This window comes from Nostoc sp. (assembly GCF_036917395.1).
Taxonomy (GTDB): Bacteria; Cyanobacteriota; Cyanobacteriia; order Cyanobacteriales; family Nostocaceae; genus Nostoc.
This window is the reverse complement of record NZ_JBALDI010000034.1, coordinates 12,035-27,836: the sequence shown is the minus strand read 5'-3', so window position 1 is coordinate 27,836 and position 15,802 is coordinate 12,035. Positions and strand designations below refer to the sequence as shown.

The window sequence follows — 15,802 nt, the reverse complement described above, 5'->3', positions numbered from 1 at the left end:
CTTTCATTTATGAAATATAAATATGAAGTTAAAAAATATGTCATTGCATCAAGAAGACCAACAACCTTTAGTCAGCATTATTATCCCTACCTATAATCGACCAGAATATCTCAAGCAAGCGATCGCTAGTGCTATTAAACAGACTTATCAAAATATCGAAATCATTGTTTCTGATAATTGTAGTCCAGAAAATCCTCAAGCACTTGTCGCATCTTTTGGTGACTCACGCATCAAATTTTGGCGACATCAGCAAAATGTCGGTATGCTAGCTAATCAGCAGCATGGTTTCAAGATGGCGCGAGGTAAATATGTTGCTAGTCTCCATGATGATGACATCTGGAATGAAGACTTTTTAGCAAAGCTTGTACCAATACTAGAAGTAAATTCAGAGTTAATTATCGCTTTTTGCGACCAATATATTATAGATGCTAATGGCAAAATTAATCATGTTGGAACTGAAGAAAACACACGTGGTTACAAGCGAGATAAGTTAACACAAGGGATTCATCAACCTTTCTATAAAATTGGGTTAATAGATAAAAGTATACCTACTGCGGCAGCTTGTGTGATTCGCAATAATTTTGTGGATTGGGATAGTATTCCCCCAGAAGTTGGCGGCATGTGGGATTTATATTTAACTTATCTCTGTTGTGTATCTGGTTGTGGGGCTTACTACTATCCAGAAAGGCTGACGCGATACCGTGCCCATGAGCAAACTGATACCATGCTCAGTGGTAGTCGAGATGTGCAGGCAAAAATTCGCAAAGCTAAAAGCGAAATATTTTGTTATCAAGTGTTTATGGAAGACACTCGTTTACAGGAATTTAGGACGTATTTTCAACAGAAATGGTTAGAAGCTAATACCACTTTGGGAATTGGTTTGCTACGAAGTGAACAGATAGCAGCAGCACGTCCTTATTTTTGGCAGGCGCTGAATAAACAAAAATTTAATGCTCGAACTATCGCAGCACTTACTCTTAGTTTTACTCCACAGTTTTTAGCAAGTAAGTTAATGAAAATATCGAAATACTAGAGTAATCGTATCTAAATTTTTGAGTTTATTTTTTAACGAACCACAGAGACGCAGAGGACACGGAGAGAATAAAAACATTATTTTAAACTCTTTTTTTAAACTTTTGCGTGAGTTTATATTACTCAGGAAGATAGTTGATGAAACTTTGTATTGTTACTCATAAAATAAAAAAAGGTGATGGTCAGGGGCGGGTAAACTATGAGGTTGCTAATGAAGCAATTCGTCGTGGTCATCAACTGACATTATTAGCTAGTGAAGTCGCACCAGAACTAGAAGACAATAGCCAAGTTAATTGGATTAAAATTCCAGTAAAAGGTTATCCCACCGAATTTGTGCGTAATTTCATATTTGCCCAAAAAAGCGCAGATTGGTTACGTAAAAATCGCTCTAGCATTGATTTAGTTAAAGTCAATGGAGCAATTAATATGGCTGCGGCTAATGTAAATGCTGTACATTTTGTCCACAGTTCATGGTTGCGATCGCCTGTTCATATTTCTCGCAACCGCCGCGATTTATATGGTTTTTACCAGTGGCTATTTACGGCTTTTAATGCCCGTCGGGAAAAACAGGCTTTCCAAAAAGCGCAAGTTGTGGTGGCTGTATCTGAAAAAGTAGCTCAAGAATTAGTCAACATTGGTGTACCGCGTTCTCGAATTCGGGTAATTGTCAATGGCGTTGACTTAGAAGAGTTTACCCCTGGCCAAAGCGACCGCCAAAAATTAGGTTTACCGGAGAATGTCACCCTAGCCTTGTTTGCTGGAGATATCCGCACACCCAGAAAGAATTTAGATACAGTACTACACGCCTTGGTGAAAGTTCCCGATTTACATTTGGCGGTGGTAGGTCATATCGAAGGTAGTCCCTTCCCACAACTAGCGGCATCCTTGGGGTTAAGCGATCGCGTGCATTTTGTGGGATTTCGCCGTGATATCCCCGAAATTATGCGGTCAGTAGATTTATTTATTTTTCCTTCCCGATATGAAGCTTGTAGCCTCGTATTGTTAGAAGCACTTTCTTCAGGACTACCAGTAATTACTGCCACAGCTACGGGGGGTGCAGAGTTAGTCACACCAGAATGTGGCATTGTCTTACCCGACTCAAATGATATCGATGCTTTAGCTGTGGCGATGATGTCCTTGGTAAGTGTAGATATGCAGCAAATGAGTCAAGCTGCTCGTTCTGTGGCAGAACAACACAGCTGGACTGCTATGGCACAAACTTATGTGGATCTATTTGAGGAGTTAAGCAAGAATGCGGAACACCGTTCTCATACCGACTTATCGCCGTCCACAAGACCTCTCACGCTGCCTTTTGGCGCTACAGGAGCAAACTAAACCAGTCGATCAGGTGATAGTGGTTGTCCGCGATACGGATGCAGAAACTTGGCAATTTCTGGCGCAATACACAGTGCACAACTTGCCACTGCATACGGTGAAAGTGACACAACTAGGGGTAGTGGCAGCTCTCAACGCCGGACTAGCAGCAGTGGAAGGCGATATTGTTTCTATTACCGATGATGATGCCGCACCCCACCCGGATTGGTTAGAGCGGATTGTGGCTTACTTTACCTGCGATAGTCGTCTTGGTGGTCTGGGAGGGCGTGATTGGATATACCACGGCAGCAAATTAGAAGACGAATCTCGCCCAGTAGTGGGACAGTTGCAGTGGTTTGGGCGAGTGATTGGCAACCATCATCTGGGAGTGGGAGAACCCCGCGAAGTCGATATTCTCAAGGGCGTGAACATGAGTTTTCGTAAAGAGGCAATCGGACAATTGCGCTTTGACGAGCGGATGCGCGGTACAGGAGCGCAAGTACACTTTGAAATGGCATTCACTCTGGCATTAAAGCGGGCTGGTTGGAAGATAATTTATGATCCTAACGTTGCTGTAAATCATTATCCAGCACTACGTTTTGATGAAGATCAGCGAAACAACTTTAATGAAATTGCCTTTATTAATTTAGTCCATAATGAAACCTTAGTTTTATTAGAGCATCTGCCATTTATCCGCCAGATTGTATTTTTGTTTTGGGCAGTATTCGTGGGTACATGCGATAGTTTGGGTTTCGTCCAATGGCTGAGATTTTTACCCAGCCAAGGGCAGTTGGCGGGTAAAAAATTGCTTGCATCCTGGCGTGGGCGTTGGCAAGGATATAAAGAATTCAAAATTCAAAATTCAAAATTCAAAATGAATTCAATTTCTTCTTAGCTCTAGTTACTAGGTTTGACTTGGCAATTAAGAGGATGTTTGTAAAGTATCTCTCGTTCCTATGCTCCGCATGGGAATGGCTGATTAGAGGCTCTGCCTCCAGTCAGACATTGAGTCAGAGCCTCAATAAATGCATTCCCAGGCTGGAGCCAGGGAACGAGTTGGTAAATCCAAAATCTAAAATTGAATGAATTCTAAGCAGATACTTTTCAATAGTTTTTTACAAGAAAACTATTCTCCCGAAGAGCGATCGCTACAGGGTTGGATGGCGATCGCAGGTTTTGTATTACTGACTGTAGTTTGCTATTTTGCTGGTGCTACTGCCGCATTGCGCCTAATTTATCCGGTGACAGCTTTAGTAGTAGCTGTGTTTTTATACTTGCGGCATCCCATTCTCTACATCAGCTTCACCTGGTGGATCTGGTTTCTCACACCCTTAGCTACCCGCTTAGTTGACTATCGGGTGGGCTGGGACTCTACTCGGCAAATGCTCATAGCACCCTACTTAGTGGTTTTTGTAACTATAGCAACATTCTTTCGTCACTTTCCCCGCGCCTCTGGTCAAGGGGGCTTGCCGTTTGTTTTGGCTTTTATCGGAGTGTTCTATGGCTTTCTAGTCGGTCTGATTTACAACCCACCAATCCCTGTAGCACGTGGATTGATGGATTGGCTCAGTCCGATCATCTTCGCTTTTCACTTATTTATTAACTGGCGAGATTATCCCAGCTATCGCCAAAACATTCAGCGAACATTCCTCTGGTGTGTGTTGATTTTAGGAGCTTATGGCGTATATCAATTCGTCGTGGCTCCTGAGTGGGACAGGTATTGGCTGATCCAATCAAAACTATTCATGAGTGCTGGAAATCCTGTACCTTTTGGGATGCGTGTCTGGAGTACATTGCACTCAGTCGGCCCGTTTGGTTCAGTCATGCAAGCTGGTTTACTGTTGTTATTTACAAGTTCGGGAAATTTAATTTTTCCGGCTTCAGCTGTTGGTTATTTATCCTTTTTATTGACACAAGCACGTACTAATTGGGGAGGCTGGTTATTTGGAGTAATTATGATTATGGGTTCAGTCAAGGCGCGGATTCAAATGCGTTTAGTTACCATAATTGTAGTGATGGCAATTTGTGTTGTCCCATTGACAACTATCGAGCCAATTTCTGGGGTTTTAGCAGCGCGTTTGGAAACTTTTTCTAATCTTCAAGATGATGGCAGCTTTAAAGATAGATCGGGAACTTATGACAAAAACCTTGGTTTAGCTCTTTCTAATGGTTTAGGTAACGGATTAGGAAATATCTGGAAGGTCAACGAAAAAACTGGTCAAATCGAAGTGGTGGTGATTGATAGTGGCATTTTAGATATGTTTTTCACCCTTGGTTGGTTTGGAGCCATCTTTTATATGGGTGGATTAATCTTGTTAATTATTAGTGTCAGCAGCTATGGTGAAGGTCGTTTCGATAGTTTTATCAGTGCTGCCCGCGCCATTGGTATTAGTTCTGCTACACAGTTAGTTATCGGTAGCGGCATGTTGAGTGTGGCAGGGATGATTCTTTGGGGATTTTTAGCTATGGCTATGGCAGGACATAAATACTATAGCAATCCCAAGAACCACAACTTCTCTAATAAGTCGAGGTTCTGAGCTTTTCAAGTTTATTAAAAAACAAAATCTTACAACTTAAATTGGACTGATATAAATTATGAAAGCAATTATTGTAATGCCACTAGCCGAGCAACGAGGCGGTGGTGAAATGATGCTTTGGGATTTAGTGCAACAGGGACGTAATGCTGGTGTCGAGTGGCTAGTAATATTTTTAGAATCCGGCCCGATGGTAGAAGAAGTAAAGTCCCTCGGTATTGATACGCGAGTTGTAGAAAGTGGACGTTTACGCCAAATCCACCGTTTTATTGGCGCTGTTTTTCGGATAGCTGCGATCGCCCGCCGCGAACGTGCAGATATAATTGTTAATTGGATGTGGATCACGCATATATCTGGAGGTTTGGCAGCAATACTGGCGGGGTTGCCTGCTGTGTGGTATCAACTAGAAGTGCCTAGTGACAAGACTTGGTTGGTGCGAATCGCTACTTTAATCCCAGCCCAGGCAATTATCACCCTCTCCCAAGATGGCAAGCAAGCACAGGCAGAAATTTGGCCCCACAGACCAACACCCTTGGTTTATCCTGGTGTCGCACTAGACCGATTCGAGCCTGATGCTTTGCCAACTCCAGAAGAAGCACGGCGGAAGCTAGGCTTACCTTTACACGGACCGTTGATTGGAATTGTTGGCCGATTGCAACGATGGAAAGGAATGCACGTATTGGTGCAAGCAATGCCCAAAATTTTACAGAAGTATCCTGATGCCCATTGTGTAGTAATTGGCGGTAAGCACGATTTAGAACCAGATTATGAGGACTTCTTAAAAGCGGAAATTGTCGCCTTGGGCTTGAAAGAGCAAGTAATTATGGCTGGGCTACAGCGTAATATCCCGGAGTGGGTGCAGGCGATGGATGTATTTGTTCATGCATCAGATAAGGAGCCATTTGGGATTGTGATTATTGAGGCGATGGCGCTGGGTAAACCTGTGATTGCTGGCAATGCAGGCGGGCCGACAGAGATTATTACCGATGGGATGAATGGACTATTAACACCTTACGGCGATGCGGATAAATTAGCGATCGCAATTCTCCGCTATCTTGACGAGCAAGAATTTGCCCGAAGTGCGGGAATAGCTGCCAGGCAACGCGCCCTCGATTTTTCAACGCAGAATTATGCCCAAAACTTTATTAGTGCAATTCGTTCTGCAATCCCAAGCATTTCATAGGCTAAATGAAACAGTAAACTTTTAGCAAAAGTCAATTTTATGAAAATAAAACCACAGATTTACATCATATATGTGCATCTGTGGTTAAGAATAATAAATCAGATTAAAAGGAATTAAATTAATGTTGATTGATAGCCGTAAATTGCCAATAGATGAAGTTATTGATACTGAAGTTTGTATCGTTGGTGCTGGGCCAGCCGGAATTACACTCGCACGAGAACTAATTGGACAAGACTTTCGCGTTTGCTTATTAGAAAGTGGTGATTTGGAATTTAATCAAGAGACTGCATCTCTTGGTCAGGGTGAAACTGTTGGAGATCCATTTCCACCACTGCAAGATATGCGTCATCGTCAATTTGGTGGAATGGCTAATGTCTGGAATATTGAAATCAATAAAAATCAACTTGGTCTGAGGCATGTACCATTAGACGAAATAGATTTTGAAAAACGAGATTGGGTGCCATACAGTGGCTGGCCTTTTAGTAAATCTCACCTGAATCCATTTTATGAGCGTGCTCAAGCAGTCTGTAAACTCGGTTCTTTTGCTTATGAAGCTGAGGCTTGGGAAAATGCTCAATCTCCTCGGACACATTTCACAAGTGACCGAGTTACTACCAGTATGTTTCAGTTTGGCCTCCGTGATATTTTCACCAATGAATATCGCCACCAAATCAATCAATCTCCTAATATCAGCACATTCCTGAACGCCAACGTGGTAGAAATTGAGGCAGACGAAACAGCCCAAACAGTGAAACGCGTGCAAGTAGCTTGTTTATCTGGTAATAAATTTTGGGTGGCTGCAAAAGTATTTATTTTAGCCACTGGTGGTATTGAAAACGCACGTTTATTGTTGCTATCAAACCGAGTTCAAAAAAATGGATTAGGCAATCAACATGATTTAGTGGGTAGGTTCTTTATGGATCATCCTTTTATCCGTTGTGGTATGCTTGTTCCGCAAAATCGCAAAATATTCAATTCGATGGCTTTGTATGACTTACGCCGGGTTAATAATGTCACGGTGATGGGAAAATTTGCCCTGACGGAAGAAGTTATGCGTCGCGAAAAATTACTCAATATGACCGCGTTGTTATATCCCAGAGATGAAAGGTTTAGATCAGCAGCAAAGGCTTCTGCGAGAATTTTGTTCTCTTCAGTTCGACAAGGGCAGTTACCCAAGAATGTTTTTCAACATTTGCAAAATGTAATTACGAATATTGATGATTTAGTAGCTGATTGGTATAAATATAATTTCAAAAAAGAATATTTGTTCCCTGATTTAAGTCATGGTGGATGGTCTTACCATGAAGGTAATGAACAGAAATATACAAAGTTTGAAGTTCTCAGCCAAACTGAACAAACCCCAAATCCAGACAATCGGGTGACACTCAGTAATCAATTAGATAAGCTTGGTTGTCCGCAAGCAAAATTAACTAATCGTTGGAGCGAAATAGATATTTGCAGTGTAAAGCGATCGCAGCTAGTATTTGCAGAAGAGTTTGCTAGTGCAGGTCTAGGTGAGTTGCAGATTGAATTAGATGGAGATCGTCCAGTTGCTTCGCTGAGTACCCATCACAATATGGGAACAACGCGTATGCATGATGACCCAAAACAAGGAGTAGTAGATGCAAATTGTCAAGTTCACGGCATCTCTAATTTATTCATGACAGGTAGCTCTGTTTTCCCTACAGGAGGCTATGCTAATCCTACGCTCACCATTGTTGCCTTAGCAATTCGACTGGCAGATCATGTGAAAGCACAATTGTGTCACTAAGTACAACTTTGCGTAAAATCGTCACACTTTTAAACGTAGCGATCGTCTGAGCTCACATCACCACATTACAGTACCTGTACTAAGACTTTGGTTTGTATAAGCTCATCGTTAACGCTCGGTAATTCAATCTATCTTGCCGGAAATTACAAATTTTTCTGTCCTCAACTATCAGTAATATCATGTCCGGTTAATTAGTTATTATTTGGCACATCATATTTTTTCTAGAAGCTTTGCACAGAGTCGGTTTTGCAGATTGAATGGCGGCTCGTTATAGCGTCGCTCCCTTTGTGCAAAAATAAAGGTTTCAGTAGTTTGATCGGTGAGAGTGTGAAGGAAAAATTATGTTCTCAATAATTAGAACAGGTATAGTTGCAGTAATGACTGCGGCTATGGTCGGACCCGCCTTAGCAGCGAGGGCAGCAGATTTGACCTATGTTACCTCTTTTGGTGGTACTTATGGCAGCGGTAACGGGCAGTTCAAAACTGCAATTGGCGTGGCAGTAGATTCTTCTGGCAATGTTTACGTGGCAGATGATTATAGCAATCAGGTAGACAGGTTTAATCCCAGTAATTTTAGCGGTACATTCACCTCTTTTGGCACTGTTGGCAATGGTAACGGGCAGTTCGCTGGTCCAGACGGCGTAGCAGTAGACTCTTCTGGCAACGTCTACGTAGCAGATACTAATAACTATCGGATCGTCCGGTTTAATCCCAGTAATTTTAGCGGTACATTCACCTCTTTTGGTGGCACTTATGGCGGCGGAAATGGGCAGTTCGCTAGTCCACGTAACGTAGCAGTAGACTCTTCTGGCTTAGTCTATGTAACAGATTTGCCTAATGGGCGGATCGTCCGGTTTGATCCCAGTAATTTTAGCGGTACATTTACCTCTTTTGGCACTCCTGGCGTTGGTAACGGGCGGTTCGCTGCTCCATATGGGGTAGCAATAGACTCTTCTGGCTTAGTCTATGTGTCAGATAATGCTGCCAACCACATTGTCCGGTTTGATCCCAGTAATTTTAGCGGTACATTCACCTCTTTTGGTACTGGTGGCAGTGGTAACGGGCAGTTCACTGATCCAACTGGCGTAGCAGTAGACTCGAATGGCAACGTCTACGTGGCAGATACTAGAAACGGCAGTCGGCTCGTCCAGTTTAATCCCAGTAATTTTAGCGGTACATTTACCTCTTTTGGCACTCAAGGCAATGGTAACGGGCAGTTCTATCTTCCATTTGGCGTAGCAGTAGACTCTTCTAGCAACGTCTACGTGGCAGATACTAGTAACTACCGAATTGTCCAGTTAAAAAGTGGCAATATTTCATCGGTACAAGTACCTCAACCATCAGACATGTTAGGCATTCTCGCTTTAGGTATCATCGGTTTAGTTGCCAAATTTAAGCGCTTACCTTGCCCCTAGTTAGGTGCCTAAGCTTGAGTTTATGGATAAAGTCGAGCTTACTTTTCACGGGATGTGGAAAGTCAGGTCTATTTATCCTTCCTTTTTGAATGCTTGATCTGCCGCCCTACCGATCGCCCTGGCATAAGTGAAGCAGGAGTTAAAAAACGCCGCCCAAAAGCTTACCCCTTAATGACTTTTAACTTCCGCCTTGCAGTACTAGGCTTTTAGCGAATGTTGCACTAGCCAGCAATGTAAACCCACCATTATCAGCGCCAGTGGTAGCATTAACATTGGGATGATTTCTAAATTTGTCCAACTTGCAAGCCAGCCTGCTCCAGTGGGTATAATCGCTGCCCCCAAACTGGCGGCACTAGTGGCAATGCTAACAGCCGCAGGAACATAGGGATCTGGTAATCGTTGAGGAATTAACCAAATGGTTGCAGGGAAAATGGCTGCTAACCCAAAACCAATCAACGGTAAGCTAATCCATTGATCTGGCAGTTGCCACCAGGCAAGCAATCCAATGATCACAAGACTGAGCGACATACTAATTGTGCGGACTGCTCCAAGCGATTGTAAGAAATAACCTAAGATGAAACGTCCTAATGTTAATCCCAGCCAGTAGGCACTAACGCTGTAACCAGCAATCAGCGTAGGAGTGTGACGAGCGACAGACTGTACAGTATATGCCCAGTTGCCAATGCAGGCTTCAGTGCCAACATAAACTAGCAAAAGTAGCCCAGTTAGCAGTACTATCGGAGTTTGGAGCGCTCTGCCCAGATTTTCTAAGGCAGTTGTATTTGATGCCAATACCCGTTGTGTCATTGGTGTGTAGTTGAAAATGATTACACCCAGGACGCTGACAATTAATAGGCTGACAATCCCGGCTAATACCCCATAAACCTGTCGCCAGTTCATGCCAACTGCTAACAAAGTAGTAGCGATCGCCGGGCCTGAGAGTGCGCCAACACCATAGAAAGCATGGAGCAAACCAATCAGATTGGCACTGCCGGAATTTTGCACAATGTAGGTGTTGATGCCTGCATCAATCAACCCAATGCCCAATCCCAACCCCGATCCAGCCGCAACCATGAGAAACCAGGAGGGTGAGGTAGCATAGATTATTAGTGCCATCGTCAGCGCACCCGCAGCAATCAACAGCATTCGGGCTAACCCCAGCCGACTACTCACAAGACTGCTGGTGAATGCTGCCAGAATGTAACCGCTAATTTGACTGAGAAAAAGTAGGGTAACGGTTGCTGGAGTCAGGTTATAGGTAGACAGAATTGAGGGCAGAAGAACTCCTAATCCTGCTTCAGCAATGCCAATGGCAATAAAGGCATAGAAGGCGATCGCCGAACCTATCCACAGAGGCGGTAGGGTGCGTTGATAGTCTCTCATTGGCTAGAATGCTCCTGGATCGGACAATTTGACTGCTGAGATTTACTCAATTAATCATCCTCAAAAATAACTTTATACTCATCTTTCTGTAGTGATGCACTAATACAACCTAAATTATTTTATTGGTGTCCACTACGAATTTAGCTATAAAATTCTTTATTAATTGGTGTAAAAATCAACCTATCAAACTGACAGGGAAAACGCATCTAATTATTGACGAACCTGAATGAGAGTGAAATACGCTAATACCGCAACTACTTAGGGCTTTCAGAAAATTAAATCTTTCCTCTTAGAGTATTGCTTGATTCAATTTGAGACAAAATAGCGTAGGCAAAGCCCGCCGTTCGCGTAGCGTCTCGTAGAGAAGGCATCGCCTGAATCTATAGTTATGTATTTTTCTGCCTTAAACTATCAGTAATTATCTCAAAACCTCATCACTATATTGCCAAAAAGTCTACAAGGATTTGAGAAAAACCCTTGTAAGAACTGGATTGCAAATTTTCGGACAGGTCTATTTATCCTTAATCTTTGAATACTTGAGCTGCTAAGAACGCTAATGCTACTGTACCAGCGATCGCACCCCACTGGAGAAGCGGATTTTTATCTAGCCAGTCAGAAACACTCGGTATAACTAAGTTACCAAAATCTCCGTTAACTCTGTCGTCTTCAGGAACAGATTGGTAAAAATTATTTGGTGCATCTTCAGACTTCGCCTCAGAAGAACGTAGTAAATCGAAGCCGACGAGCAGTAACAGTGAATCTACTAATGATGGTGAGACGCGCTGTACCACATCTAATATTTTAGCTACATCCCCAACTAAGAAGTCACGAGTTGGATGTTCGGCTACATAGAGGATAGCATCAGCTACAAGTTTAGGCTCGTAGTAAGGTGGTATCCCGAAAGGCTTTACGCCTAATTTCGTCAGACCATTATTCCAGAAAGGGGTATTAATCACCCCTGGTTTCACACTCGTGACGCTGATCGGCCATTTTTCATGTTGCAACTCAAGGCGCATGGCTTCGATAAAGCCCTCTACCCCGTGCTTGGCTGCCGAGTAAGCACTTTGGTAGGGGAGCGATCGCCTACCTTCCATTGAAGAGACGTGGATCAGTGCCCCCCGTCCCTCACGCTTTAGATGGGGTAGAGCCGCCATTGCACCATACACCTGTCCCATGAGATCGACATCAATAACATGCTTAAACTCTTCTGGTGTTGTATTGTCGAAAGTGGCAAAGATACCGATAGCAGAGACATGTACCCATGTATCGAGTCGCCCGTAGACTTCTACAGTTTTATCTGCGATCGCCTTAACTTGCTCAAATATTTCCACATCAGCTACGCAAAAAGTTGCCTCGCCGCCAAAGCTGCGAATCTCTTCGACTAAAGACTTTAGCTTCGACTCACCGCGAGCCGAGACTACCACTTTTGCCCCGCGTCTAGCAAACTCAAGAGCTGTCACACGTCCGATACCGCTGGAGGCTCCAACAACAGAAACGACTTGCTGATTGATTGGCTTTAATTGCATAAGTGTTACTTTTTAAAATAAATTAGGAATTGGGAATTGGCTTCGACAGCGTTAGAGACTTTAGCTTCTGTAGGTAATTCAGTCGCTTTTTTAGTATCAGTTGTTATTAAACATATTTCTTAATAACTCTACTATACATATATTATGTTAATTATTATTACAGTTGCAGTTCTCTGTCTATTGGGGAATCTACAAGCGTCACAGGAAGTATCTATAAGCATCCTCGAACCAGCTTTTAGCAGGTAGCCAACACAAAATAAGCAATTATAACCAGTGTTAATAATTACAATGTCATACAATTCCATGACTGCAATGTGGGGATTAAAACATATTCCCTAATATTAGAAAGTGCTCAATATATCTAAATCTTTCGTGGTTTATAAAGTTTTTATATATTTAGCAGTAGTCTTTTTGTTGCTAAGAAGCAAATTTATTTGAAATTTTTACTCATTTGTATAAAACGAAGTTAATTACTTTAAGACTTAGGCAAAGAACCCCGGCTTCTACGATAAATAAGGTTTTCTAACGCCAGATATGAATAGTGGTGTTGTTCAAGGGAGCCATTGTAATCCCTTATCCTGTAATTTTTGCTCGATATACTGCATTTGCTGGATAGTTTCTCCAGTAACGATCGCATAAATCTCGGTGTAGATTTTTCCATATTTGACCTTCTCTAAAGCCGATAGAATAATCAAGTCCTTGCGATCTAGTTCTGGTTTTAAGGTCACTAAAATTGAATCCAACGTTCCTTCCATGCGGTAGTCACTGGAATATTTAGCAACTTCCTTTCCCAGTCCCAGTAGGGTATGACGCTGCAAGCACAATGGAGTCGATCCATTGACTCGAAAATTAGCATCGATCGCATAAAATTGTCCGTCTTGGTCTTCTAGCACATCAAACCCAATTACGCCGAAATAACCCTGTTTGTGAGCATACTGACCAATGGCGGCAATCATCTCAAAGAACTTGCTCATGTCAGTGTTGCGGTAGTCAATCAGTCCCCCTAAATAATTACCTTCTGGAGTGACGAGTTGGCAGGTAGTGCCGATCAGGGTTATCTCTCCCGCCTTGTTGACATAGAACTGTACGCAGTAATTCTGTACCTGATTCTTGATGAACTCCGAGACAATAATTTTATCGAGCAACTTAATATCCAGATATTTATTGATTTCTTCAAGACAGTAGTTGAGATCGCTGGGGCTTTTGATGATATAAGTGCCTTCTCCTGAGAGTCCGTGGGACGTTTTAATTAAGTAGGGAAATTGTGGTAACTGAATATCTTCTAGACTATATGTGTGCAAATTGTAACTTTCGTATTTTGGACATTGCACCCCCAGTTCAGCTAAAGTTACTTTGCTGAGTAAGCGGTAATGGGTGTCTGAATCAATAGCGTGTTTTTCAGGTTTTAGACGATCAAAGGGAAAGAGAGTGATAAGTTTGTCAAAGCGATCGCTTTGACTGAGGTCATCTAGATGAGTCAAGCGATCCATGACCAACCTATTGGAATAGCTGAAGCCGAAATGCTCTTGCCAGTATGCAAGCAGCGACTTTGGCGGCGGAGCGATCGCAATTCCTGGAATGCGATCGCCTAATACAGCTAAAATTTTCCAAGGTTCCTTTTGGCAAATCTTGTCAAAGGAGGTTTTGGTGGCTTCACTACTGCCATCTTGAATAAAATATTTTTCCAGGTTGGGATAAGCAGCCCAACTGGCAGTTGCAGGGTAATTTAGGATAAACCCATAAGATGCATCTATGATGTCTTGAGCAAATAGATCGGAAAGAGAACTTCCTTGAAAGTATTGAAAGTTATATTTTGAGTTCATTTAGCCCTCCGATAAAGCATATATCATAAAACTGTAAATATGTAAATATCGCTGTATTGAGATATTTAATCTAATTGCACCAACTAGTTCATAGTCTAAACAAATGCGATCGTAACCTACTTTCAAAACACAAAATTACAGAGGAGCAAATACGATCCATTTGATAGTCAAAGTTTTTCAGAATGAAATGCTAGTAGCTAAGTGCGTGAAGACTCAGATTTGAATGAAAATCTAAGTTTAGGTATTCCACTTTCGTGTAAGCGACTTTTGATAATGTCTACAACTTCGCTGTATGACATATCATCTTTAGGACCAAATGGTATATCTGCTCTCCATTTTCCGTTTAAACTGACAGAAAGCATAGCAGGTACTAGGAATTTTCTAGGGGATATATATGCTTTGCTTATGTATCCTTCTTCTTCATTAAGCTTTACTTGGGAAAAATCTGATAAGTATGGTTCTAACACCAACCAAAAAACTCGATCTACTGTCGCTGCTAAATAAACTTCTTTGTAAAGAGAACCTTGTAATGTGCTACCTTTTGCTCCATATATGAAATTACCTCTACCAACTGTCGTTGTTTTACCGTTCTCTAGCTTAATAACTATGTAGCTTATTGGTTCTTTAAGATTACCCAAAAATGTTTTGACGAAGATAGCCATCCTTTTATCTTTCATGCTGTCTACGTAGTCATCATCTATTGGTATAGACTCCAAATACTTATTAACCTGATACTGTTCCAAGTCAATACCACGTTCTATTAATAATTTCTTGAAATACTCTTTTTTAGCAATAAGGTTTGTTAGTCTATTGGGAGAGTTGGTATTGCTTTCTTCCTCTGTCTTGTGTTCTATCAGGATAACTTTAAGTTTACTAGTGTCTATGTGTTCGTTAAATAGTAATTTAATCAGATCCTTGTTATATGGAGATAATCGTTCTATTGCCTTCTGACGATTTTGCTCATATGCATGGTATTGCTTCTCAGAAGACATATAAATTCCAGTAACACTTAGCAGGCATTTATTTTTGAGTGCAACTAGAGAATCTTCATTGACAACCCTCATATCAACTCCAGCCAATTGAGTCAATTCATAACCTTGAATATGTTCTAAAGCTTCTTTCGCGGCTCTGTAGATTTCGATAGCAAAGCCATTAACTAATAGTCTTCTTAAGAAGAATAAACCATATTTCTCATCTTTCCTTTTACCTTTACAAGCCCAGTTATCTGAATAGTTAGTCCGCTGCTTGAATACATGTTTTAATAAACGATTAATAGACGGCCAATCCTTTGCAAATTCTTCTAATTCCTTTAAATTTATACAGATGTGTATTACATTCAGTGGCAATACAGCTTTCTGAACTCTCCAATCATCTCGCCAATGTATAGAATCATTAATCAGCTTAGGATCTTGTTTTCGTGGAGGTTCTACACCTAGTATAAAACTGTATGGTGCAAGGATAGTTAGTGTTTCCCGTAATAGCGTTTCTGTTGGATGTAGTTTCTTTGTTCTAATTTTAGTTCCATTCAGTTGCGGGTTGTACTCTTCAATGCGCTGTCGTTCCATAGCATTGAGATGTGATTCAGCTACCAATTCGTAGTATATGACAAACTGCTTCTTTCGTTGTTTTTGTAACTGATACAGTCTGTGATGGCTATCACCTGCCCAACGACTACGTAAATTTTTCGCCTGCCCTACATACCAAACTATAAATTGTTCATCTAATACATAGTATATTCCTGAATTTTCAGGAAGTAACTCTCTATTTTTTATATTTATATGAGGTAATTGGAAGATAAATTCATTTGCATTCATATTCACG

11 protein-coding genes are annotated in these 15,802 nt (G+C 41.7%); 7 read left to right on the top strand and 4 right to left on the bottom strand.

Annotation, left to right across the window (positions count from 1 at the left end; translation table 11 throughout):
- The first annotated feature begins 22 nt into the window (after positions 1-22).
- The 7 genes from V7K46_RS12810 (at position 23) to V7K46_RS12780 (ending at position 9,249) form a co-directional block, all read left to right on the top strand.
- Positions 23-1,033, top strand: coding sequence for a glycosyltransferase family 2 protein (locus V7K46_RS12810; protein WP_442939836.1), 1,011 nt, complete (start codon positions 23-25; stop codon positions 1,031-1,033).
- 137 nt (positions 1,034-1,170) lie between these two features.
- A complete protein-coding gene (locus V7K46_RS12805) occupies positions 1,171-2,367 on the top strand; it encodes a glycosyltransferase family 4 protein (protein WP_335113598.1) in 1,197 nt (398 codons plus the stop codon).
- Positions 2,285-3,241: a glycosyltransferase family 2 protein gene (locus tag V7K46_RS12800; protein WP_335113596.1), complete on the top strand. Its 957-nt coding sequence runs from the start codon at positions 2,285-2,287 to the stop codon at positions 3,239-3,241. Before V7K46_RS12805 ends, V7K46_RS12800 begins: the two co-directional genes overlap by 83 nt.
- Positions 3,242-3,428: 187 nt before the next feature.
- Positions 3,429-4,883, top strand: coding sequence for an O-antigen ligase domain-containing protein (locus V7K46_RS12795; RefSeq protein WP_335113594.1), 1,455 nt, complete (start codon positions 3,429-3,431; stop codon positions 4,881-4,883).
- A 58-nt stretch (positions 4,884-4,941) separates the two neighbouring features.
- Complete coding sequence (locus V7K46_RS12790; RefSeq protein WP_335113592.1) at positions 4,942-6,063, top strand: glycosyltransferase family 4 protein; 1,122 nt, start codon at positions 4,942-4,944, stop codon at positions 6,061-6,063.
- 121 nt (positions 6,064-6,184) lie between these two features.
- Positions 6,185-7,834 carry a GMC family oxidoreductase gene (locus V7K46_RS12785; RefSeq protein WP_335113590.1) on the top strand — a complete coding sequence of 550 codons (1,650 nt, stop codon included), beginning with the start codon at positions 6,185-6,187 and terminating at the stop codon, positions 7,832-7,834.
- 341 nt (positions 7,835-8,175) lie between these two features.
- The gene (locus V7K46_RS12780; RefSeq protein WP_335113588.1) at positions 8,176-9,249 is read left to right on the top strand and encodes an SBBP repeat-containing protein; all 1,074 of its coding nucleotides are present in this window, start codon (positions 8,176-8,178) and stop codon (positions 9,247-9,249) included.
- 198 nt (positions 9,250-9,447) lie between these two features.
- On the opposite strand, the gene V7K46_RS12775 is transcribed toward V7K46_RS12780, so the two are convergent.
- The 4 genes from V7K46_RS12775 to V7K46_RS12760 form a co-directional block, all read right to left on the bottom strand.
- Positions 9,448-10,632, bottom strand: a complete 1,185-nt coding sequence (locus V7K46_RS12775) for an MFS transporter (RefSeq protein ID WP_335113586.1) — start codon at positions 10,630-10,632, stop codon at positions 9,448-9,450.
- Between the two features lie 521 nt (positions 10,633-11,153).
- On the bottom strand, positions 11,154-12,158 hold the full coding sequence (locus tag V7K46_RS12770; protein WP_335113584.1) for an SDR family oxidoreductase: 1,005 nt from the start codon (positions 12,156-12,158) through the stop codon (positions 11,154-11,156).
- A gap of 551 nt (positions 12,159-12,709) precedes the next feature.
- Positions 12,710-13,981 (bottom strand): ATP-grasp domain-containing protein, encoded by a 1,272-nt coding sequence (locus V7K46_RS12765; RefSeq protein ID WP_335113582.1) that lies wholly within the window; start codon positions 13,979-13,981, stop codon positions 12,710-12,712.
- A gap of 197 nt (positions 13,982-14,178) precedes the next feature.
- A complete protein-coding gene (locus V7K46_RS12760) occupies positions 14,179-15,795 on the bottom strand; it encodes a GIY-YIG nuclease family protein (protein WP_335113580.1) in 1,617 nt (538 codons plus the stop codon).
- Between the last annotated feature and the right edge of the window lie 7 nt (positions 15,796-15,802).